The organism is Achromobacter sp. MYb9, assembly GCF_002975275.1.
In the GTDB taxonomy this organism is placed as follows: Bacteria; Pseudomonadota; Gammaproteobacteria; order Burkholderiales; family Burkholderiaceae_B; genus Achromobacter.
The window spans coordinates 364,398-384,331 of the sequence record NZ_PCOQ01000001.1 but is presented as its reverse complement, the minus strand read 5'-3'; the positions used below and the strand labels follow the sequence as shown (position 1 = coordinate 384,331).

The 19,934-nt window shown below is 64.6% G+C and carries 17 protein-coding genes; 8 read left to right on the top strand and 9 right to left on the bottom strand.

Annotation, left to right across the window (positions count from 1 at the left end):
• Positions 1-349: 349 nt before the first annotated feature.
• From nth to fdxA, 5 genes are all read right to left on the bottom strand, one after another.
• Positions 350-985, bottom strand: coding sequence for an endonuclease III (nth, locus tag CQ050_RS01780; RefSeq protein WP_105555126.1), 636 nt, complete (start codon positions 983-985; stop codon positions 350-352).
• Positions 982-1,623, bottom strand: a complete 642-nt coding sequence (gene rsxB / locus CQ050_RS01775; RefSeq protein WP_105555125.1) for an electron transport complex subunit RsxB — start codon at positions 1,621-1,623, stop codon at positions 982-984. Before rsxB ends, nth begins: the two co-directional genes overlap by 4 nt.
• Before the next feature lie 194 nt (positions 1,624-1,817).
• Positions 1,818-3,044, bottom strand: coding sequence for a polyhydroxyalkanoate depolymerase (locus CQ050_RS01770; RefSeq protein ID WP_105555124.1), 1,227 nt, complete (start codon positions 3,042-3,044; stop codon positions 1,818-1,820).
• A gap of 212 nt (positions 3,045-3,256) precedes the next feature.
• Positions 3,257-4,057, bottom strand: coding sequence for a ferredoxin--NADP reductase (locus CQ050_RS01765; protein ID WP_105555123.1), 801 nt, complete (start codon positions 4,055-4,057; stop codon positions 3,257-3,259).
• A 49-nt stretch (positions 4,058-4,106) separates the two neighbouring features.
• Positions 4,107-4,430 carry a ferredoxin FdxA gene (gene fdxA, locus CQ050_RS01760; RefSeq protein ID WP_006218015.1) on the bottom strand — a complete coding sequence of 108 codons (324 nt, stop codon included), beginning with the start codon at positions 4,428-4,430 and terminating at the stop codon, positions 4,107-4,109.
• 156 nt (positions 4,431-4,586) lie between these two features.
• On the opposite strand from fdxA, the gene pncB reads away from it, so the two are divergent.
• Positions 4,587-5,762, top strand: coding sequence for a nicotinate phosphoribosyltransferase (gene pncB / locus CQ050_RS01755; RefSeq protein WP_199196711.1), 1,176 nt, complete (start codon positions 4,587-4,589; stop codon positions 5,760-5,762).
• 72 nt (positions 5,763-5,834) lie between these two features.
• Positions 5,835-6,185: a RidA family protein gene (locus CQ050_RS01750; protein WP_006223803.1), complete on the top strand. Its 351-nt coding sequence runs from the start codon at positions 5,835-5,837 to the stop codon at positions 6,183-6,185.
• Positions 6,186-6,269: 84 nt separating this feature from the next.
• Here CQ050_RS01750 and CQ050_RS01745 read toward each other — a convergent pair whose 3' ends face one another.
• Both CQ050_RS01745 and CQ050_RS01740 read right to left on the bottom strand, forming a co-directional pair.
• On the bottom strand, positions 6,270-6,779 hold the full coding sequence (locus CQ050_RS01745) for a flavodoxin (protein WP_105555121.1): 510 nt from the start codon (positions 6,777-6,779) through the stop codon (positions 6,270-6,272).
• Complete coding sequence (locus CQ050_RS01740; RefSeq protein WP_105555120.1) at positions 6,776-7,609, bottom strand: zinc-dependent peptidase; 834 nt, start codon at positions 7,607-7,609, stop codon at positions 6,776-6,778. The genes CQ050_RS01745 and CQ050_RS01740 overlap by 4 nt, the downstream gene beginning before the upstream one ends.
• Before the next feature lie 106 nt (positions 7,610-7,715).
• Between CQ050_RS01740 and CQ050_RS01735 the strand changes: the two genes are divergently transcribed.
• Entirely contained in the window at positions 7,716-10,010 is a 2,295-nt protein-coding gene (locus CQ050_RS01735) for a bifunctional (p)ppGpp synthetase/guanosine-3',5'-bis(diphosphate) 3'-pyrophosphohydrolase (RefSeq protein ID WP_105555119.1), read from the top strand.
• Positions 10,011-10,060: 50 nt separating this feature from the next.
• Here CQ050_RS01735 and CQ050_RS01730 read toward each other — a convergent pair whose 3' ends face one another.
• Entirely contained in the window at positions 10,061-11,374 is a 1,314-nt protein-coding gene (locus CQ050_RS01730; protein WP_105555118.1) for an MFS transporter, read from the bottom strand.
• A gap of 133 nt (positions 11,375-11,507) precedes the next feature.
• Between CQ050_RS01730 and argE the strand changes: the two genes are divergently transcribed.
• From argE to CQ050_RS01705, 5 genes are all read left to right on the top strand, one after another.
• Positions 11,508-12,659, top strand: coding sequence for an acetylornithine deacetylase (gene argE / locus CQ050_RS01725; RefSeq protein ID WP_105555117.1), 1,152 nt, complete (start codon positions 11,508-11,510; stop codon positions 12,657-12,659).
• A gap of 128 nt (positions 12,660-12,787) precedes the next feature.
• A complete protein-coding gene (trpB, locus tag CQ050_RS01720) occupies positions 12,788-13,987 on the top strand; it encodes a tryptophan synthase subunit beta (protein WP_105555557.1) in 1,200 nt (399 codons plus the stop codon).
• A 3-nt stretch (positions 13,988-13,990) separates the two neighbouring features.
• Positions 13,991-14,854, top strand: coding sequence for a tryptophan synthase subunit alpha (gene trpA / locus CQ050_RS01715; RefSeq protein WP_105555116.1), 864 nt, complete (start codon positions 13,991-13,993; stop codon positions 14,852-14,854).
• Positions 14,855-14,889: 35 nt separating this feature from the next.
• A complete protein-coding gene (gene accD / locus CQ050_RS01710) occupies positions 14,890-15,765 on the top strand; it encodes an acetyl-CoA carboxylase, carboxyltransferase subunit beta (RefSeq protein WP_105555115.1) in 876 nt (291 codons plus the stop codon).
• A gap of 258 nt (positions 15,766-16,023) precedes the next feature.
• Positions 16,024-16,572: an acyloxyacyl hydrolase gene (locus tag CQ050_RS01705; protein ID WP_105555114.1), complete on the top strand. Its 549-nt coding sequence runs from the start codon at positions 16,024-16,026 to the stop codon at positions 16,570-16,572.
• Positions 16,573-16,717: 145 nt separating this feature from the next.
• Here the strand turns inward: CQ050_RS01705 and CQ050_RS01700 are convergent, their stop codons facing one another.
• A complete protein-coding gene (locus CQ050_RS01700) occupies positions 16,718-19,858 on the bottom strand; it encodes an Rne/Rng family ribonuclease (RefSeq protein ID WP_105555113.1) in 3,141 nt (1,046 codons plus the stop codon).
• Positions 19,859-19,934: the final 76 nt, after the last annotated feature.

Below are 19,934 nucleotides of genomic sequence, written 5' to 3'. Positions count from 1 at the left end.
GCTGCACCGGCGTTGATTTTTTATGGTCTCAACCTGCCGTCATTGCGCCAGGCCCCCGCAGGGTCGTGAATCCAGCGATTGTTCGCTGATTTCCGATGAGTTGCCGGCGAGTATGCGGACCTCTTTATCAAAATTCCATGAGGGTTTTACATAGGTTTTGCAGTGCGGCATGACGAATTGTCGGCACGCCGACAATACCGGGCCGGCAAGGCGGGAAAACCCTTTTCCTTATCCAATGCGTTGCAGCAAATACGCGTTGATTGTTATCAACGCGTTGTGCAATTGCAGGCAGGGAAAACCCGGTTTTTCAGGCGATGAAATAATTCGGAAATGGCCGGCGCGATGGAATTTACGCGGGCGTTTTCTGTTTGAATTCGCAGAGATCCGATATGCCGCATTGCGGGCATTTCGGTTTGCGCGCCACGCAGACGTAGCGGCCCAGCAGGATCAGCCAGTGATGCGCATCCTGCATGTATTCGCGCGGCACGAACTTCACCAGTTTTTCTTCGACTTCCAGCACGTTCTTGCCCGGGGCGATGCCGGTGCGGTTGGAGACACGGAAGATGTGCGTGTCGACTGCCATGGTGGGTTGGCCGAAGGCGGTGTTCAGCACGACGTTGGCCGTCTTGCGGCCCACGCCCGGCAGCGATTCCAGCGCCTCGCGCGTTTGCGGTACCTCGCCGCCGTGCTGCTCGATCAGGATTCGGCAAGTCGCGATCGTGTTCTTGGCCTTGGTGCGATACAGGCCGATCGTCTTGATGTAGTCGGACAGGCCTTCCTCGCCTAGCGCAAGCAAGGCCTGTGGCGTGCCGTACTGCGGGAAGAACTTGCGCGTGGCGATGTTGACCGATTTGTCGGTCGCCTGCGCCGACAGCAGCACCGCGATCAGCAGTTGGAACGGCGTGTCGTATTCCAGTTCGGTGGTGGGGTGCGGATTGGCCGCCTGCAGGCGGGCGAATATCTCTCTGCGTTTGGCTGCGTTCATGGCTGCGTCGGATTGCGGCGGGCCCGGGCGCGGGCCAATGCGGATTCAATGGCGGAACGCTTGCGGTCTTCGCTGTGGGCGTCGCCGGCGGCGGCCTCAGGAAGCGCCTGAGCGGGGGCCTCCGGGGCCATCAGGCGCGTGTTGTCGGCCGCCAGGCGTTCCACCCGGGCCTGGTGGTTGCGATGGCGCTGCCGGCTGACGGCAGCGTCCTGCGCGCTCCAGGCGCGCCCCGCGGGGACCATCTGGATGCAATCGACCGGACAGGGGGCCACGCACAGGTCGCAGCCGGTACACCAGTCGGCCAGCACCGTATGCATGTGCTTGTTGGCGCCCACGATCGCATCCACGGGACAGGCCTGGATGCACAGCGTACAGCCAATGCAATGGGATTCGTCGATGCGGGCGACCAGCAGCGGGCCGGGTTCGCCACGCGCCAGATCCAGCGGCAGGGCAGGGGTCTGCAGCAGGGAGGCAAGCGCGGCGATGCCGTCGTCGCCGCCGGGCGGGCAGCGATTGATCGGGGCTGCCCCCTGGGCAATGGCGTCGGCATAGGGCCGGCAACCGTCATAGCCGCATTTAGTGCATTGCGTCTGGGGCAGCAAGGCGTCGATGCGGTCGGCAAGTGAGCGACAGGACATGGTTTGGAACAGGGGACGGCAGGATGGGGCGAAGCGCGAGAGTCCTTGGGCAAGGACTCAACAGCGCAACGCGCGCAACGCATCAAGCTGCGGTGGCTGCATGGCTGTTTTTGCCATGCAACCAAAGCCGCTTGATGGGTTGCGCGCGCTTAACGTCCGGGTTCTAGTTCAGGCTTGCTCGCGCTTGACCCATCCTACGTCGATTGCCGGATGAATTCGGCAATTTTAGGACAGATCATTTCGCGCCAGCGGCGGCCCGAGAAAATCCCGTAATGGCCGCAGTTGGGGGCGGTGTAGTGCGTCTTGCGTTCGGCCGGGATGTTCTTGCACAGCGTGATCGCCGCGCGGGTCTGGCCCTGGCCCGAGATATCGTCCAGTTCGCCTTCGATGGTGAACAGGGCAACCTGCTTGATGTCGGCCGGGCGCACGGTCTGGCCGTCCATTTCCCACGTGCCATTGGGCAGCGAGAAGTCCTGGAACACCATGCGGATCGTGTCCAGGTAGAACTCGGCCGGCATGTCCAGCACGGCGTTGTATTCGTCGTAGAAGCGGCGATGCGCTTCGGCGTCGCTGTCGTCCCCGCGCAGCAGGTCCAGGTAGAACTCGTAGTGCGACTTCATGTGGCGGTCCGGGTTCATGGCCATGAACCCGGCATGCTGCAGGAAACCCGGATAGACCTTGCGGCCGGCGCCCGGATAGCGGGGCGGCACCGGATGGATGACCTGGCTTTCAAACCAGGAATACGGTTTGGTCGTGGCCAGGCGGTTGACCTGCGTGGGCGACTGGCGCGGATCGATGGGGCCGCCCATCATCACCATGCTGCGCGGCTGGCAGGGATCGTTGGCGGTAGCCATCAGCGACACGGCGGCCAGCACGGGCACGGTGGGCTGGCAGACCGAGATCACATGCACGTCCGGGCCCAGGTGCCGGATGAAATCCTGCACATAGCGCACGTAGTCGTTCAAATGGAAGGGGCCGGCCGCCAGGGGCACCATGCGGGCGTCGACCCAGTCCGTGACGTACACGTCATGGTTGGGCAGCAGGGCGCGCACGGTGTCGCGCAGCAGCGTGGCGTGGTGGCCCGACAGCGGCGCCACCAGCAACACCTTGGGGTCGTCGCGGCCGGCGGCGCGCACGTCGCGGTGGAAGTGCACCAGGCGGCAGAAGGGCTTGTCCAGTGCCAGGGTTTCGGTAACGCGCACGGGCTTGCCGTTGATCTGCGTCTCGGGAAGATTCCAGGCGGGCTTCTGATATTCCTTGCCGATCCGCGTCATCAACTCGTACCCGGCAGCCATCTGGCGGGAAATCGGGGTGTAAGCGAGGGGGCTGTATGGGCTGGAGAACAGCTGGGAACCGGCATCCGTGAATGCAGCGAACGGAGTCAGGAAGGCGCGCTGCATTTCGTGCAATTGGTACAGCATTTGGGGGAAGTCCTTCTGGGTCGTGCGTGTGCCCCGATTATTGCGCCGAGGACTAAAGATATATCCAATCAGCCTAAAGAAACTGCGGCAGAAACCGGGATTCTGTTGCAAAAAAGAGACCCGTCATCCCATTAAGCACCAGTTTAGGGCGTTTTTTTGCCCTGCCCAGAGACCAAACGGGGGATATATGCACTACGCCGGGCCGTGCGGGATCACCAGTAGTTCTCAACCGCCAGGTTGCCGGGGATGCCTCGGCGGCCCGGCTTGAAACCGCGTTCACCCAGCAGCTTGCGGGCATCCGTCAGCATCTCGGGGTTGCCGCAAAGCATGATCTTGGCATGTTCCGGATCCAGCGGCAGCCCGGCCAGCTGTTCCAGCCGGCCGTCCGCGATCAGCGTCGTCAGGCGGGCTTGCGGCATGCCCGGCAGGGGTTCGCGGGTGGCGATCGGCAGGTAGACGAGCTTGCGCGGATCGGCCGCGTGCAGGTCTGCCAGTTCGGGCCGCTGGCCCCAGGATTCGATCTCTTCGCGGTAGGCCAGCTCTGCCGCGGTGCGCACGCCATGCACCAGGATGATGCGGCGGTAGGCGCGCCAGGTGGCCGGGTCGCGAAGGATGGACAGGTAGGCCGACAGGCCGGTGCCAGAGGCCAGCAACCAGAGGTCGCCCCCCGGGGCGAAGCGTTCCAGCGTCAGGAAGCCGTAGGGCGTCTTTTCCACGTACAGGGCGTCGCCCGGACGCAGTTGCGCCATGCGCGGGCTGAACAGGCCGTCGGGGACGACGATGGAATAGAACTCCAGCCCGGACTCTTGCGGGGCCGACACCATGGAATAGGCGCGCCACAGCGTGGGCGGGCCTTCGGGGGCGTCGGCTCCCGGTAAACCGACCCGGGCGAACTGGCCCGGCAGGAACGTATACGCGTCGTCGCGGGTCACGCGAACGGAGAACAGCTTGTCGGGCACCCAGGTATGGATCTGGGTTACGGTCTGGCGCGTGTATTTGGAGTCGTCGGTCATCGGGGCATCGCACGATGCCGGCCGCCAGGCGGCAGCCAGCGGCCGCGGATTATTTTTCCAGGTATTGCAGCTTGTCCTGCTTGCCGTTCCAGTCGTCGGCGTCCGGCAGGGGCTTCTTGGCGCGGCTGATGCTGGCGAACTCGGGGGACAGTTCGGCGTTCAGCGCGATGAAATTCAGTTGGTCCTGCGGCACGTCTTCTTCGGCGTAGATCGCATTGGCCGGGCATTCGGGGATGCACACGGCACAGTCGATGCATTCGTCCGGATCGATCACGAGGAAGTTCGGACCCTCACGAAAACAGTCCACCGGGCACACATCAACGCAATCGGTGTACTTGCACTTAATACAGTTTTCGGTGACAACGTGGGTCATTCAGGAACTCCGGGATCGGCGGCTTTTGTGTCTTGTTGGCCGGATTTTACCCAATGCGGGCCGGATGTGCCGGTAATACCCGTATTGACATCGTGGCCCATCGCCCTGAACCCCCGGCCCTCTATGCTATGGTGTCGCGAAACGATACGCGCAATCATGATAATCACTTCGCTGCTCGACACCGATCTGTACAAATTCAGCATGATGCAAGTGGTGCTGCATCAATTCCCCGCTGCACAGGTCGAGTACCGTTACAAGTGCCGCACCGTAGGGGCCGACCTGCGCCCGTATCTGGACGAAATCCGCGAGGAAGTGCATCAATTGTGCCAGTTGCGCTTCACCCAGGACGAACTGGATTACCTGGGTGGCTTGCGTTTCATCAAAAGCGACTTCGTTGATTTCCTTGGGTTGTTCCATATGCCCGAGCGCTGCATCCACATCGGCGAGGGCGACGCGCCCGGCGAGATCTCGATCGAGGTCAAGGGCCCGTGGCTGCACACGATCCTGTTCGAGATCCCGGTGCTGGCCATCGTCAACGAAGTCTATTTCCGCAATACGCGCAAGAATCCCGACTGGGAAGAGGGCCGTCAGCGCCTGCAGTCCAAGATGCACCTGGTGCTGGACGACCCGGCGCTGGCCGATTTCCGCGTCGCTGAATACGGCACGCGCCGCCGCTTCTCGAAGGTCTGGCACCAGGAAGTCGTGTCCACAATGAAGGCGCAGATGGGTCCGCACTTCGCGGGCACCAGCAATGTCTTGCTGGCCAAGCAGCACGAAGTGCTGCCGCTGGGCACGATGGGCCACGAATACTTGCAGGCCTGCCAGGCGCTGGGCCCGCGCCTGCGTGATTCGCAGGTGTATGCGCTGGAAGTCTGGGCCAAGGAATATCGCGGCGATCTGGGTATCGCGTTGTCGGACGTCTATGGCATGGATGCCTTCCTGCGAGACTTCGACATGTATTTCTGCAAACTCTTCGACGGCGCGCGCCACGATTCCGGCGATCCCTTCGTCTGGGGCGAGCGCCTGCTTGAACACTACCGCAAGAACCGCGTGGATCCCCGCGCCAAGACCCTGGTGTTCTCCGATTCACTGACGTTCCCGCGCGCGATCGAACTGGCTCGCCAGTTCGCCGGACGCTGCAAGGTGTCGTTCGGCATCGGCACCAACCTCACCAACGACCTGGGCCACGAACCGCTGCAGATCGTCATGAAAATGGTCCGCTGCAATGGCCAGCCCGTGGCCAAGGTGTCCGATGCGCCCGAAAAGACCATGTGCGACGATCCCGCTTACCTGGCGTATCTGCGCCAGGTGTTCCAGTTGCCTCCCGCCTGAGCGCGGCTCGGGGTAAATTGCTGGTTTGCCTGTTTTGATCCAATCCACCCACTCGACTCTAGGGGAATATTCATGAGCAGCATCAAGCGCTTCCACGTTGCCAAGCGCCTGTCGGACATGGCCGTGTACAACGGCGTCGCGTATCTGGCGGGCCAGGTGCCTGACGATGCCAAGCTGGACATCACCGGCCAGACCGAACAAGTGCTGGCGACGATCGATCGCCTGCTGGCCGAAGCCGGCACCGACAAGACCAAGATCCTGATGGCCCAGATCTACGTGGCCAACATGAAGGAATTCGATGGCATGAACAAGGCATGGGACGCTTGGGTCGCCGATGGCAATTCGCCCCCGCGCGCCACGGTCGAAGCCCGCCTGGCCAATCCCGATTTCAAGGTCGAGATCGTCGTGACGGCTGCCGTCTAAGCGATATCCGCCGGCAAGTGAAAAGCCCTTCGGCATGCCGAAGGGCTTTTTCTTTGGGCGTGGGCCTTTCTTGCGCGCAACCCATCATCCCCCCATCAGCACCACCCCTGCCAACAGTCCGCCCAATTCCTCGCACCTGGCCAGATCCTGCGCTGGCACCGTCTTCTCGGCCCAAATCTGTTCCGCGGTCTGCGCGCCCAGGTTCACGATCAAAGGCGGCGCCACGGGTTTCAGCCGCCAGCCCGTGCAAATCCGTTCAACCTGCCGCGCCGCGCCCGAGCCGTCGCTGCCGGCACTGATGGCGCAACCGTAGGGCAAGCCCTGGATGCGGTCCAGCACCGCGTAGTAATTGCGGTCAAAGCACTCTTTCATCTCGCCGCTGAGGCTCGCCAGGTTCTCCGGCGCGCAGAACAAAAAACCCTGGCTGGCCAGCAAATCATCGGCCGCGGCGTCTGCCGCGCGCCGCAGGATGATGTGCAATTCATCCGCCTGCTCGAGTTGCGCGGCAGCCGCGGTCGCGCCGCGGGCCGCGGCCTCGGCCATCTGCCGGGCTGCGCCCGTGCGCGAATGCCAGATGATCAGCAACTGCTTCATGCGTAGCGTTCCAGGGGGTCTTGCCGGTAATACGCCCGCAGCAAGCCATACCATTCGGGTAGCGCCTGCTGCATGGGAACGGGGTCCACGAAGAAGTGTTCGGAGCTGACGGCAAAGAACTCCGCTTCGTCCGTGGCCGCGTACGGGTCCATCGGCAACTGGCCGTACCAGGCGTCCGCCTCCTCGCTTTCGGGGTCCACGTCAGGCGGGATGGCCGCCTCGACCGCATCCAGCGCGGCGATGAAGCGGTCCAGGCTGTCGTCCAGCACTTGCCGCCAGACCTTCGGTTTCAGATCCCGATGCGCCGCCAGCGACGGCATGCCGTCCGCGAAGCCCGAGCGCAGGTCCAGCTTGTGGGCGAATTCGTGGATGACCACGTTGAAGCCGCCTTCCGACAATTGCGTGTCTTCCCAGGAAAGCACCAGCGGGCCGCCTTCCCACGCTTCGCCGGCGGCGTCCTCGATGTACTCGTGGACCACGCCGTCGTCGTCCTGGCGCGACCGGGGAATGCGGAAGCTGGCGGGGTAGACGATGATCTCGTCCCAGCCCTCATAGAGTTCGGGCGCCAGGTTCAGGATGGGCAGGCTGGCCTGCGCCGCGATGGACAGGCGCATCCCATCCGAGACCTCCAGGCCCTGCGCGCCATTGATGGTCTTGCTGGCCAGCAGCCAGGCCGACCGCGCCAGCAGCTGGGCGGTTTCGCCGTCGTTCAACACCGAGAGGAAGGGGTGGGCGTCCAGTACCTGGCGCCAGAGTTCGGGCGAGATGCGGGCCTGCATCTCGGCCACCTCGGCGGGGCGGGCGCCCCGGCCCTTGAGCCAGCGCAACATAAGCTTGGGTTCCTTCGATATATCGGGATAAGGCAGGGGATTCAGGGGTTGCAAGCCCTAGTGTAGAGTGTCGGGAATCTCAACCCGATCCCGCTCGACAACCGTCATGTCCGCCCCGCCAGTTCCCGATGCGCCTTCGCCTTTCGACGCTTCCTGGCGGCAGGAGGTAGGGGCGGGCCTGGACGCCCACGGCATGGCGCTGATCGACCAGGCCGTGGCCTGGGCCATCCCTCGGTTTGAAGGGCAGCAGGCGCTGACGGGCGAGCCCCTGGCCAGTCACGGCGCTGGCGTGGTCCGCATCCTGGCGGCGCTGCACACCGACGCCGCCACGCGCGCCGCGGCGCTGCTGGCCGCCTTGCCGACCGACTTGATGGCGCCCGCGCCGGCCCTGCGCAATGACCCCGTGGCCGTCGCGTTCGGCGCCGAGGTCGCGCGGCTGGTCCAGGGCACCCGCGCGCTGTTGCGCCTGGGCGTGGTGGCCCGCCAGGCCAGCGACGCCGAGGCCGAAAGCGGCTCGCAAAAGGAAATGCAGCGCAAGATGCTGCTCGCCATGGCGGCCGACCTTCGCATCGTGCTGATGCGGCTGGCCTCCCGCCTGCGCACCTTGCGCTGGCACGCCGAAAGCAAGGCGCCGTGCTCGACCGCCTTTGCGCGTGAAACGCTGGACTTGTACGCGCCGCTGGCGAACCGCCTGGGCATCTGGCAGATCAAATGGGAAATGGAAGATCTGGCCTTCCGCTTCCTGGAACCCGATCGCTACAAGCAGATCGCCCGCCTGCTGGAAGAAAAGCGCGTCGAACGCGAAGCGTTCATCGCCGGCGCGATCGACCGCTTGCAGACCGCCTTGTCCAAGTCCGGTATCGAGGCCGAAGTCAGCGGCCGGCCCAAGCACATCTACAGTATCTGGAACAAGATGCGGGTCAAGCGCCTGGATTTCACCCAGATGTACGACTTGCGCGCCTTGCGCATCATTGTCGAGGATGTGCGCGCCTGCTATACGGCGTTGGGCCTGGTGCACGAAATGTGGACGCCGTTGTCCGACGAGTTCGACGATTACATCTCGCGGCCCAAGCCCAACGGTTACCGCTCGCTGCATACGGTGGTGACGGACGATGACGGCAGGCCATTCGAAGTGCAGATCCGCACGCGCGAGATGCATCAGTTTGCCGAGTACGGCATGGCCGCGCACTGGCGCTACAAGGAAGCGGGCGCCAAGGGCGGCCAGGTAGCGGCCTCCAGCGAATACGACCGCCAACTGGCCTGGATGCGCCAACTGCTGGCGTGGAACAGCGATGTCGAGGGCGGGGCCGAGCCGGGGGGGGATGCCGCCAAGCCGGACGCCGCCAAGGCGGGTCCGACCAAGTCGGGGCCGGGCAAGAACCGCAATGTGGTCACGGCGCCCGCGCATACCGATGAACGTATCTACGTGCTGACGCCGCAGGCGCGGGTGATCGAACTGCCCGCCGGCGCCACGCCGGTGGATTTCGCCTATCACTTGCATACCGACCTGGGCCACCGCTGCCGCGGCGCCCGCGTCGACGGGCAGATGGTGCCGCTGCAGACGCGGCTGTCCACCGGCCAGACCGTCGAGATCATTTCCGCCAAGTCAGGCGGTCCGTCGCGCGACTGGCTCAACCCTCAGTTGGGGTTCCTGGCCAGCCCGCGCGCCCGCGCCAAGGTGCGCATGTGGTTCAACGCCATCGAGCTGCAGCAGCGCATTACCCAAGGGCAGGCGCTGGTCGAAAAGGAACTGCAGCGGCTGGGCAAGACGGCGGTCAATCTGGAACAGCTGGCGCAGAACCTGGGCTTTGCCCGCGCCGACGACCTGTACGTGGCGGCCGCCAAGGAAGAGTTCAGCCTGCGCCAGATCGACAGCGTGTTCCAGCAGCCGGGACCGGCCGTCGAGCCGCAGCCGGCCGCGCTGCGCCACGCCAGCGCGGGCAGCGCCGAGAAAAGCGGCAAAAGCGGCGTGCTGGTGGTGGGGGTGGGGTCGCTGTTGACGCAGTTGGCCCGTTGCTGCCGCCCGGCGCCGCCGGACGCCATCGTGGGCTTCGTCACACGCGGGCGCGGTGTGTCCATTCACCGCTGCGATTGCCACAGCTACCTGGCGCTGGCCGCTCGCGAACCCGAGCGCGTGATCGAAGTGGCCTGGGGCGAGACCTCCGACACCTTCTATCCGGTAGACATCAGCGTGCGCGCGCACGACCGGCCCGGTCTGCTGCGCGACTTGTCCGAAGTCTTTGCGCGGTTGCGCCTGAACGTGGTGGGCGTGAATACGCAGAGCAAGCAGTCGCTGGCCCACATGGTGTTCACGGTGGAAGTGCGCGGGGGCGAATCGCTCGCCCGCGCGCTGGACGCCCTGGCCGAAGTGGCTGGCGTGTCCTCGGCATCTCGCCGTTAGGACAGCCCGTTAGGACAGCCCCCGGGCGGTGGCCCGGGGGGAATCCGGCGTCAGTGGTCCAGGTTCTCGTGTGCGCGTTCGCGCATGAAGAACGAGGCGATCAGGCCCAGCGCCACGCCGAACATCACGTAGTAGGCCGGCGCCATCGGCGAACCGGTGGTCTTGATCAGCCACGTCACGATGAATTGCGCGAAGCCGCCGAAGATCATCACGGCCACGTTATAGGCAAGAGACAGGCCCACGGAGCGCACGCGCGCCGGGAACAGCTCCGCCATCACCGTGCTGAAGACGCCAAAGAAGGCCGACACGAAGAAGCACACCACGATCTGCACCGTCAGCAGGCGGCCGATCGACGGCGCGTCCGACAGCCAGTAGTACAGCGGGTACAGCACGATCAGGTAGCCGATCAGCGACCCGATCACCAGCGGGCGGCGGCCGATGCGGTCCGACCAGGCGCCCATGAACGGGGTCATCAGCACCATCAGCGCCGCGCCGGCCATCTGCACCATGAAGGTGTCCTTCATCGGCAGCTTCAGGATCTGCGTGGAATACGTCACCAGGTACGTGAAGGTGATGTAGATGGACACCGTCGCGGTCACGACCAGGCCCACGCCGATCATCGTTTCGCGCGTGTGGGTCTTGACCATCTGAACCAGGCTCAGGCGCTGCACTTCACCGCGCGCGGCGGCCTGGCGGTCTTCTTCCTGCATCTTCTTGAAGACGTCGGTTTCGTCGATGTTCTTGCGGATATAGATCGCGATGGGAACAATCACCAGGCCGAAGGCAAACGGAATGCGCCATGCCCAGGCGGCAATCTGCTCTTGCGTGAAGAACTCGGTGATCAACGTGCCGCAGGCCGCGCCGATCAGCAGCGCCAGCATCTGGCCGGCCATTTGCCACGACCCGTAGAAGCCGCGTTTGCCGTTGGGGGCCATTTCGATCAACAGGGCCGTCGACGTGCCGAACTCGCCACCCGCCGAGAAGCCTTGCAGCAGGCGCGCGATCAGGATGAAGATCGGGGCCAGGATGCCGGCGGCGTGGTAAGTCGGGGCCACCGTGATCAGCGCGATGGACACGGCCATCAGCGATGTCACCATGACCATCGCGGCCTTACGGCCCTTCTTGTCGCCGTACATGCCCAGGATGATGCCGCCGACCGGGCGCATGAAAAAGCCCACGCCGAAGATCGCCGTCGTCATCAGGATGGCGTTCAGTTCGCTGCCGGGCAGGTTGGGGTCTGTAGGGAAGAACAGCTTGGCGATGATCGGCGTCATGAACGCGAACACCAGGAAGTCATACCATTCGAGGGCGTTGCCTATGACTGCGGCCACGATGTTGCGTGTGGGGACTGCTTTGTGCTGCACGGTTTCTCCTTGGGGGCGTAATCGATCCGGCGACATTCTAGGCGCTTAACCGGTGAACGGTCCGCCGTGCCGTCCAAGACGCGGGCGCTTCCTGGCTTTACACTTGTCCCTTTTCCCCCCAAAGAGAAGTGACATGAACGCGCGCACCTGGCTGGAAACGCTGGTGGGTTTCGATACCACCAGCCGCAATTCCAATCTTGCCCTGATCGAAACCGTCCGTGATTGGCTCAAGGGCCAGGGCGTGGACGCATGGCTGGCGCACAACCCCGAGCGCACCAAGGCCAACCTGTTCGCCACCTTGCCGGCGCAAGACGGCAACCAGCAGGGCGGTATCGTCCTGTCCGGCCATACGGACGTGGTGCCGGTGGACGGCCAGGACTGGAGCACGGACCCGTTCAAGCTCGTCGAAAAAGACGGGCTTCTCTATGGGCGTGGCGCCTGCGACATGAAGGGCTTCATCGCCGGTTCGCTGGCCCTGGTGCCGGAATTCCTGGCCATGCCGCGCAAGAAGCCGATCCATCTGGCGTTCTCCTATGACGAGGAAGTCGGCTGCGCCGGCGCCCCGTACATGCTGGCCGATCTGCTGGAACGCGGCATTCGCCCCGAAGGCTGCGTGGTGGGCGAACCCACGGGCATGCAGGTGGTCGTGGCCCACAAGGGCATCAACCTTTTCCGTTGCAAGGTGCACGGCAAGGCTGCGCACTCGTCCCTGACCCCGCGCGGCTGCAACGCCATCGAATACGCCGCCCGCCTGATCTGCCGCATCCGCGACCTAGCCGACAGCTTCAAGGCCAACGGCCCTTACGACCAGTTCTACGATGTGCCGTTCTCCACGATGACCACCAACCAGATCCGGGGCGGCATCGCGGTCAACACCATTCCCGAATTGTGCGAATTCACCTACGAATTCCGCAATCTGCCGGGCATGCAGCCCGACGAGATCCAGGCCGAAGTTGAAAAATACGTGCGCGATGAGCTCTTGCCGCGCATGAAAGCAGAATTCGACGGCGCCAGTATCGAGATCGAAACCGGTGCCGCGGCGCCTGCCCTGGAAGCCTCGGAAGAGGCCGCCATCACCCAATTGGTGCGCGCGTTGACCGAAGACCGGACCACCCGCAAGGTGGCGTACGGCACCGAAGCCGGCCTGTTCCAGGGCATTGGCATTCCCACCGTCGTCTGCGGCCCCGGCCATATCGAACAGGCCCACAAGCCCGACGAATATGTCGCCCTGGACCAGATGGCCTCGTGCGAGACCTTCTTGCGCCGCCTGGGCCAATCGCTCTAGGCGCCGTGCGGGGGCGGCCGGGGCAGGGGCTTCCCGCCCCCGGCTGCGCCCGGGTCAGGTAAAATGACGGGTTGCAAACCGGATTTGCGGCCGGCAGTGGCCTGCCGCGATACCGGGGGAGATGCTTGGTGAAACCTTACGACTTTCCGGATGCCAAGGGCCATTTCGGCCCTTATGGCGGTGTTTTCGTGGCAGAAACGCTGATGCACGCGCTCGACGAGCTGCGTGCCGCCTATGACCATTACCGTGTCGACCCGGCCTTCCTGGAAGAGTTCAACTACGAACTCAAGCATTTCGTGGGCCGGCCCAGCCCGGTCTACCATGCCCGCCGCTGGTCTGAAATGCTGGGCGGCGCCCAGATCTGGTTCAAGCGCGAAGACCTGAACCACACCGGCGCGCACAAGGTCAACAACTGCATCGGTCAGGCCCTGTTGGCCAAGCGCATGGGCAAGCCGCGCGTCATCGCCGAAACCGGCGCTGGCCAGCACGGCGTGGCCACCGCCACGGTGGCAGCCCGCTACGGCATGGAATGCGTGGTCTACATGGGCAGCGAAGATATCCGCCGCCAGGCGTCGAACGTCTACCGCATGAAACTGCTGGGCGCCACGGTGGTCCCGGTCACGTCCGGTTCGCGCACCCTGAAAGATGCGCTGAACGAAGCCATGCGCGACTGGGTCACCAACATCGAAAACACCTTCTACATCATCGGCACGGTGGCGGGTCCCGACCCCTATCCCCGCATGGTGCGCGACTTCCAGACCGTCATCGGCAACGAATGCCTGACGCAGATGCCCGAAGCCATCGGCCGCCAGCCCGACTACGTCGTGGCGGCCGTGGGCGGCGGCTCCAACGCCATGGGCATCTTCCATCCCTATATCCCCTACGAAAACGTGCGCCTTATCGGCGTTGAAGCGGCGGGCGAGGGCATGGACAGCGGCAAGCACGCCGCATCGCTGGCCGCCGGCCAGGTGGGCGTGCTGCATGGCAACCGCACCTACGTCATGCAGGATGCCGATGGCCAGGTCCAGGAAACCCATTCCGTCTCCGCCGGCCTGGACTACCCCGGCGTCGGCCCGGAACATGCCTGGCTGAAAGACACCGGCCGCGCGGAATACGCCGGAATCACCGACGATGAGGCCCTGAAGGCGTTCCACGACTGCTGCCGCATCGAAGGCATCATGCCGGCGCTTGAGTCCTCGCACGCCATCGCGCAAGCCGCGAAAATGGCCGCCACGCTGCCGCGCGACAAGGTCATCCTGGTCAATTTGTCGGGCCGTGGCGACAAAGACATGCATACCGTCGCCGAACGTGCCGGTATCGAACTCTAAAACATGACAACTCGCACCGATCGCATCGCTGCCGCCTTTGCGCGCACCGCCGAATCCGGCCGTGCCGCGGCGCTGATCCCCTACATCGCGGCAGGCGATCCTTCGCCCGCCGCCACCGTTCCCCTGATGCACGCCTTGGTCGAGGCCGGTGCCGACGTCATCGAACTGGGCGTGCCGTTCTCGGATCCCATGGCCGATGGCCCCGTGATCCAACGCGCCGCCGACCGCGCCATCGCGCAGGGCGTGGGCCTGGCCCGCGTGCTGGAATTGGTCGCTGAATTCCGCCAGCGCGACACCTCCACCCCCGTGGTGCTGATGGGTTACGCCAACCCGATCGAACGCATGGGCCAGACCGCTTTTGCCGTGAATGCCGAAAAGGCCGGGGTGGACGGCGTGCTGGTGGTGGACTATCCGCCTGAAGAAGTCATCGAGTTCGCCGCGACCTTGGGCGAGCACGGCATTGCCCCCATCTTCCTGCTGGCTCCCACCTCCACCGAGGCGCGCATCCAGGCCGTGGCGGAAGTCGCGCGCGGCTATGTGTACTACGTGTCGCTCAAGGGCGTCACGGGCGCGGGCTCGCTGAACACCGACGACGTGGCCGAGCGCGTGGCGGTCATCCGCCGCCATGTGCGCGACATTCCGGTGGGCGTCGGGTTCGGTATCCGCGATGCCGAAAGCGCCCAGCGCGTGGCGCGAGTGGCCGATGCAGTCGTCATCGGCAGCAAACTGATTGAAACGATGGAGCAGGCGGTGGCTGACGCCCCGGCTGCCCAGAAAACCGACGCTGCAGTCACCGCCGCCAGCGGTTGGCTGCGCACCATCCGGCAAGCGCTGGATCAAGTAAAACGAGAAGACGCGTCGGCCTGAACGGCGGGCGCGACCTCATACGGGATGAAACATCAATGAGCTGGATCGAAAAACTCCTGCCTCCTCGCATCAATAAAACCAGCGACAGCGGCGCGCGCCGCGTTCCCGAAGGCCTTTGGGTGAAATGCCCGTCGTGCGAATCGGTGCTGTATAGCGAAGACTTGGCGGCCAATCTTCACGTGTGCCCGAAGTGCGACCACCACATGCGCATCGGCGCCCGCGCCCGCATCGATTCGCTGCTGGACATGGAAGGCCGCGTCGAAATCGGCCAGACCACGCGCTCCGTGGACACGCTGAAGTTCAAGGACACCCGCAAGTACCCCGAGCGCCTGCAAGAGGCCGTCAAGCAAACCGGTGAAACCGATGCAATGGTGGTCATGAGCGGCTCGATCCGTGGCGTGCCGGCCACCCTGGCGTGTTTCGAGTTCGAATTCATGGGCGGATCGATGGGGTCCGTGGTGGGCGAGCGCTTTGCGCGCGGCGCCCAGGCGGCCCTGGACAACAAGACCGCGTTCATCTGCGTGGCCGCCTCTGGTGGCGCGCGCATGCAGGAAAGCCTGCTGTCGTTGATGCAGATGGCCAAGACCAACGCCATGCTCACGCGCCTGTCGGCGGCGGGCCTGCCGTTCATCAGCGTCCTGACCGACCCCACCATGGGCGGCGTGTCGGCCAGTTTTGCTTTCATGGGCGACGTGGTCATCGCTGAACCCAAGGCGCTGATCGGCTTTGCCGGCCCGCGCGTGATCGAACAGACCGTTCGCGAGAAGCTCCCCGAAGGCTTTCAGCGCGCCGAGTTCCTGTTGCAGAAGGGTGCCATCGATATGGTTATCGACCGTCGCCAGCTGCGCGAGGAAATCGCTCGCCTCTTGGCGTTGCTGACCAACCAGCCGGCAGACGTCGTTACCGCCTGATCCCCCGCTTTCGGGCGCGTTTCGACGCGTTTTCGAAACCGGGAAAAATGCCGTCAAGGGCTCTGCCTTCGACGGCATTTTCATTGGGTTGTCAGGTGAAATCGTTGCACGGCGGACCTCGTGCTTGTATCGAGTGTGAGTGTCTTTTTCGGAACAGTGTTTTCCACCGCGAATTGTTGCCATATTGCGACAATCGTCAAGCCATGCGGCCCGGATTTTGCTATGTTGCCGGTTAGACCAGAAATCACGGAGTTACCTATGCTGTCCATCAAGAAGAAAATGCTTACGCGCCTTGTCGGTGTGGCTCTTGCCGGAGCAGCTACCTTGGCCAGTGCGCAATCCTCTGAGGGCACGCAAGGCGGCGTCAGCATGCATTACGGCATTGGCGACCACTATCAGCGCATCACCTTGAACTACGAAACCCCTTCCATCTGGACGCATCAGTTCGGTGGCAATTGGGGCCGCCTGGACCTGACGCCTGAAATCGGCGCGTCCTACTGGTGGGCAGACGGTTCGCGTTCGCCGGGCCATGTCTGGCAATTGAATGCCATCCCGATGTTCCGCTGGTGGACGGGCGAGCGCTTCTACCTCGAAGCGGGTATCGGCGCGACGGTGTTCTCCAGCACGCGCTTCGCCAACGAGAACATCAGCACCGCCTTCCAGTTCGGCGACCACATCGGCATGGGTTTCCTGCTGACTCCGAACAACCGTATCGGCGTGCGCTATTCGCACTTTTCCAACGCCAGCATCAAGCGCCCGAATCCGGGCCTGGACGTGGTTCAGCTGACGTACACGTACCAGTTCTGATCGCAAGCGTTCGGACCGATCAAAGCCCTCGATGTCGAGGGCTTTTTTTTGTCCAAACCTCTGGTGTCGAGAAGCCCGCCGTTGACGTCGGCAGGCAAAAAAAAGCCCCCATCATTCGATGGGGGCTTTTCGTCGCACGGGCGGCTTAGGAGCGCGTTTCGACTTGAACCAGCGGTTCGTTCGAGACCGTCGCAACCGGCTTGCGTTCGCGGCCCAGGCGGGTCGGCGTATGCGCGGCGGCGATGCGCAACTGGGTCTGGGCGTGGCGGTCCGGATCGGTTTCCACCCACTTCAGGCCTGCGGCATTGACCACGTCGTGCAAGGCTTGGGCCTTGGCCGTGGGTGCCGTTGCCGGCACCACGATGGGCTGCTGCGAGGGCGCCGGAGCGGCGGCCGGTGCAGGCGCGGCAGGAGCCGCTTCAACCGCCGGCGCGGGCGCCGTCACGACGGGTTCCACGACCGCGGCTTCGACGGGCTCTTGCGTCGGGGCAACGGGCGCCGACACCTGGCTGGCCGGCTCTACCGCGATGGGTTGCGTCACCTGGGTGGCGACCGTTTGCACGGGCGTGGCCACGGCGGGTTCGGCGGCTTGCACCGGTTCGGCCTTCTGGGGTTCGACCGGCTGGGCCTCAACCTGAGCGACGTCAGCAGCCACGTCAGCGGCCACTGGGATCGCTTCCTGGGCACGTGCCGGCGCGGCTTCGATCGCCTGGTCCGTCACCTTGGTCTGGACGGCTTGCGTCGGGACCGGGGCGGTTTCGGTAGCGGCGGGCTGGGCAACTTCAGCGGCCTGGGCCGGAGCCGTGTCAGCAGCCTGGTCTGCGGCAACCGGGGCCGCCGGAGCGGCTTGCGGCGCTACGCCTTCGGCTTGTTCGCCAGTGTCGTCGTCCGAACCGTCGTCCAGTTGCTCGTCGCTACCGGCCAGACCGGCTTCGTCCTGGCTGCGGCGGCCACGGCGGCTGCGGCGGCGGCGGCGCTTGCGTTCCGGATCGGCTGCGCCTTCGGCGCCTTCCGCGGTCGGGATGCCATCAGCGCCCTGATCGGCGGCGTCGGTGGCGTCCAGTGCCGCTTCAGCAGCCGGCTTGTTGTCGGGCAGGGCAGTCGCAACGGTTTGCGCCAGCGCGGCCACCATGCTTTCCTGTTCGCTCATCGGCGTATCGGACTGGCCTTCTTCGCGGCGGTTACGGCCACGGCCGCGGCGGCGATTGCGGCCAGCGCCGGTGTCGTCGCCATTGGCCTGGTCAGCCTGGTCGGGGCGGTTGGCGGCCAGGGCCGCTTGCGCAGCCTGCTCGCCACGCGGCTCGTTGCGGTTGCCGCGATCGCCACGTTCCTGGCGCTCGCCGCGTTCGCCTTCAGGGCGGCGGTTGCCACGGACGTGATGGCGGCCACCTTCGCTGCCTTCAGCGCCTTCGCCACGCGATTCGCCACGGCGGTTGCGGTTGCGGTCCGAACCGTGCCGTTCGCCACGGCGTTCCTGGCCGTCATGGCCGCTGCGGCCCTTGCCGCCACGTCCGGACGCGGCGCGCTTGGCGCTGTCTTCCTGGGCGGCGGGGGCGGGCTTGGCGGTGTCGGCATTGCCGGTCAGCCAGCCAACCAAACGCTTGAACAGGCCACCCAAGCCACCTGCGGCGGCGGGCGCCGCAGGCGCGGCAACCGGTGCTGCAGGCGTCGAAACGGGCGCGGGCTGCGAGGGCGTGATGCCCTTGACCAGCGCTTCCGGACGGGCCTTGATCTCGCTTTCGCGCGGCTGCCAGGGGGCGTCCGTGGCCGGGGCTTCAACCAGTTCGAAGCTGGTCTTCAGTTCTTCCAGGCGCGGATCGTCGTGACGCAGGCGCTCGATGTGGTGGTGCGGCGTTTCCAGATGCTTGTTCGGGATCAGCATCAGATTGACCTTCAGGCGGGCTTCCATCTTGGTGATGTCGGCGCGCTTTTCGTTCAGAAGGTAGGTGGCCACGTCGACCGGCACCTGGGCGTGGACCGCCGCGGTGTTTTCCTTCATCGCCTCTTCTTGCAGCAGGCGCAGGACATGCAGGGCGCTGGACTCGGCATCGCGGATCACGCCGGTGCCGTTGCAACGCGGGCAAGTGATGTGCGAGCCTTCGTTCAGGGCCGGACGCAGGCGCTGGCGCGACAGTTCCATCAGGCCGAAGCGCGAGATCTTGCCCATTTGCACGCGGGCGCGGTCGAAATGGAGGGCGTCACGCAGGCGCTGTTCAACGGCGCGCTGGTTCTTGCTGTCTTCCATGTCGATGAAGTCGATGACGATCAGGCCGCCCAAGTCGCGCAAGCGCAATTGGCGGGCCACTTCGTCGGCCGCTTCGGAGTTCGTGCGCAGCGCGGTTTCCTCGATGTCGGCGCCGCGCGTGGAGCGGGCCGAGTTCACGTCGACGGAAACCAGCGCTTCGGTGTGGTCGATCACGATGGCGCCGCCGGAGGGCAGCGTCACGGTGCGCGAATACGCCGTTTCGATCTGGTGTTCGATCTGGAACCGCGAGAACAGCGGGATGTCGTCACGGTAGCGCTTGACGCGCTGGACGTTGTCCGGCATCACCACGCTCATGAACGCGGTGGCCTGGTCGGCGATCTCGTCGGTATCGATCAGGATCTCGCCGATTTCGGGCGAGAAGTAATCGCGGATGGCCCGGATGACCAGGCTGGATTCCAGGTAGATCAGGATCGGCGCGGAGTTGTCGCGGGCGGCGCCGTCGATGGCGGTCCACAGCTGCAACAGGTAGGACAAGTCCCACTGGAGCTCTTCGACATTGCGGCCGATGCCGGCGGTACGGGCGATGATGCTCATGCCCTGGGGCAGCTCAAGCTGCTCCATCGTGTCGCGCAGTTCCTGACGGTCTTCGCCCTCGACGCGGCGCGAAACGCCACCGCCACGGGGGTTGTTGGGCATCAGGACCAGGTAGCGGCCAGCCAGCGAGATGAACGTGGTCAGGGCAGCGCCCTTGTTGCCGCGCTCTTCCTTTTCAACCTGAACGATCAGTTCCTGGCCTTCGCGCAACGCGTCCTGGATGCGGGCGCTACGGACATCTACACCTTCCTTGAAGAAGCTGCGAGCAACTTCCTTGAAAGGCAGAAAGCCGTGACGGTCTTCACCGTAGTTGACGAAGCAAGCTTCCAGGCCGGGTTCGATCCGGGTAATGACACCTTTGTAGATGTTGCCTTTGCGTTGTTCGCGGCCGGCAGTCTCGATGTCGAGGTCGATGAGTTTTTGCCCATCAACGATTGCGACGCGTAATTCTTCCTGATGCGTCGCATTGAACAGCATGCGCTTCATGAGAGGGTTTCTCCGTTGTCATGACGCGCCGATATCGGCGCGTGACCTCGGGTCACTCGGGCTGCGGCTGAAGCGG

Bases quoted from the DNA above. Each gene is read 5' to 3' on its own strand.
- pncB (WP_199196711.1), top strand. From the start codon at position 4,587: ATGATAATCACTTCGCTGCTCGACACCGATCTGTACAAATTCAGCATG.
- fdxA (WP_006218015.1), bottom strand. From the start codon at position 4,430: ATGACCCACGTTGTCACCGAAAACTGTATTAAGTGCAAGTACACCGAT.
- accD (WP_105555115.1), top strand. From the start codon at position 14,890: ATGAGCTGGATCGAAAAACTCCTGCCTCCTCGCATCAATAAAACCAGC.
- trpA (WP_105555116.1), top strand. From the start codon at position 13,991: ATGACAACTCGCACCGATCGCATCGCTGCCGCCTTTGCGCGCACCGCC.
- CQ050_RS01745 (WP_105555121.1), bottom strand. From the start codon at position 6,779: ATGAAGCAGTTGCTGATCATCTGGCATTCGCGCACGGGCGCAGCCCGG.
- CQ050_RS01770 (WP_105555124.1), bottom strand. From the start codon at position 3,044: ATGCTGTACCAATTGCACGAAATGCAGCGCGCCTTCCTGACTCCGTTC.
- nth (WP_105555126.1), bottom strand. From the start codon at position 985: ATGAACGCAGCCAAACGCAGAGAGATATTCGCCCGCCTGCAGGCGGCC.
- CQ050_RS01750 (WP_006223803.1), top strand. From the start codon at position 5,835: ATGAGCAGCATCAAGCGCTTCCACGTTGCCAAGCGCCTGTCGGACATG.
- CQ050_RS01740 (WP_105555120.1), bottom strand. From the start codon at position 7,609: ATGTTGCGCTGGCTCAAGGGCCGGGGCGCCCGCCCCGCCGAGGTGGCC.
- CQ050_RS01765 (WP_105555123.1), bottom strand. From the start codon at position 4,057: ATGACCGACGACTCCAAATACACGCGCCAGACCGTAACCCAGATCCAT.
- CQ050_RS01735 (WP_105555119.1), top strand. From the start codon at position 7,716: ATGTCCGCCCCGCCAGTTCCCGATGCGCCTTCGCCTTTCGACGCTTCC.
- rsxB (WP_105555125.1), bottom strand. From the start codon at position 1,623: ATGTCCTGTCGCTCACTTGCCGACCGCATCGACGCCTTGCTGCCCCAG.
- CQ050_RS01700 (WP_105555113.1), bottom strand. From the start codon at position 19,858: ATGAAGCGCATGCTGTTCAATGCGACGCATCAGGAAGAATTACGCGTC.
- CQ050_RS01705 (WP_105555114.1), top strand. From the start codon at position 16,024: ATGCTGTCCATCAAGAAGAAAATGCTTACGCGCCTTGTCGGTGTGGCT.
- argE (WP_105555117.1), top strand. From the start codon at position 11,508: ATGAACGCGCGCACCTGGCTGGAAACGCTGGTGGGTTTCGATACCACC.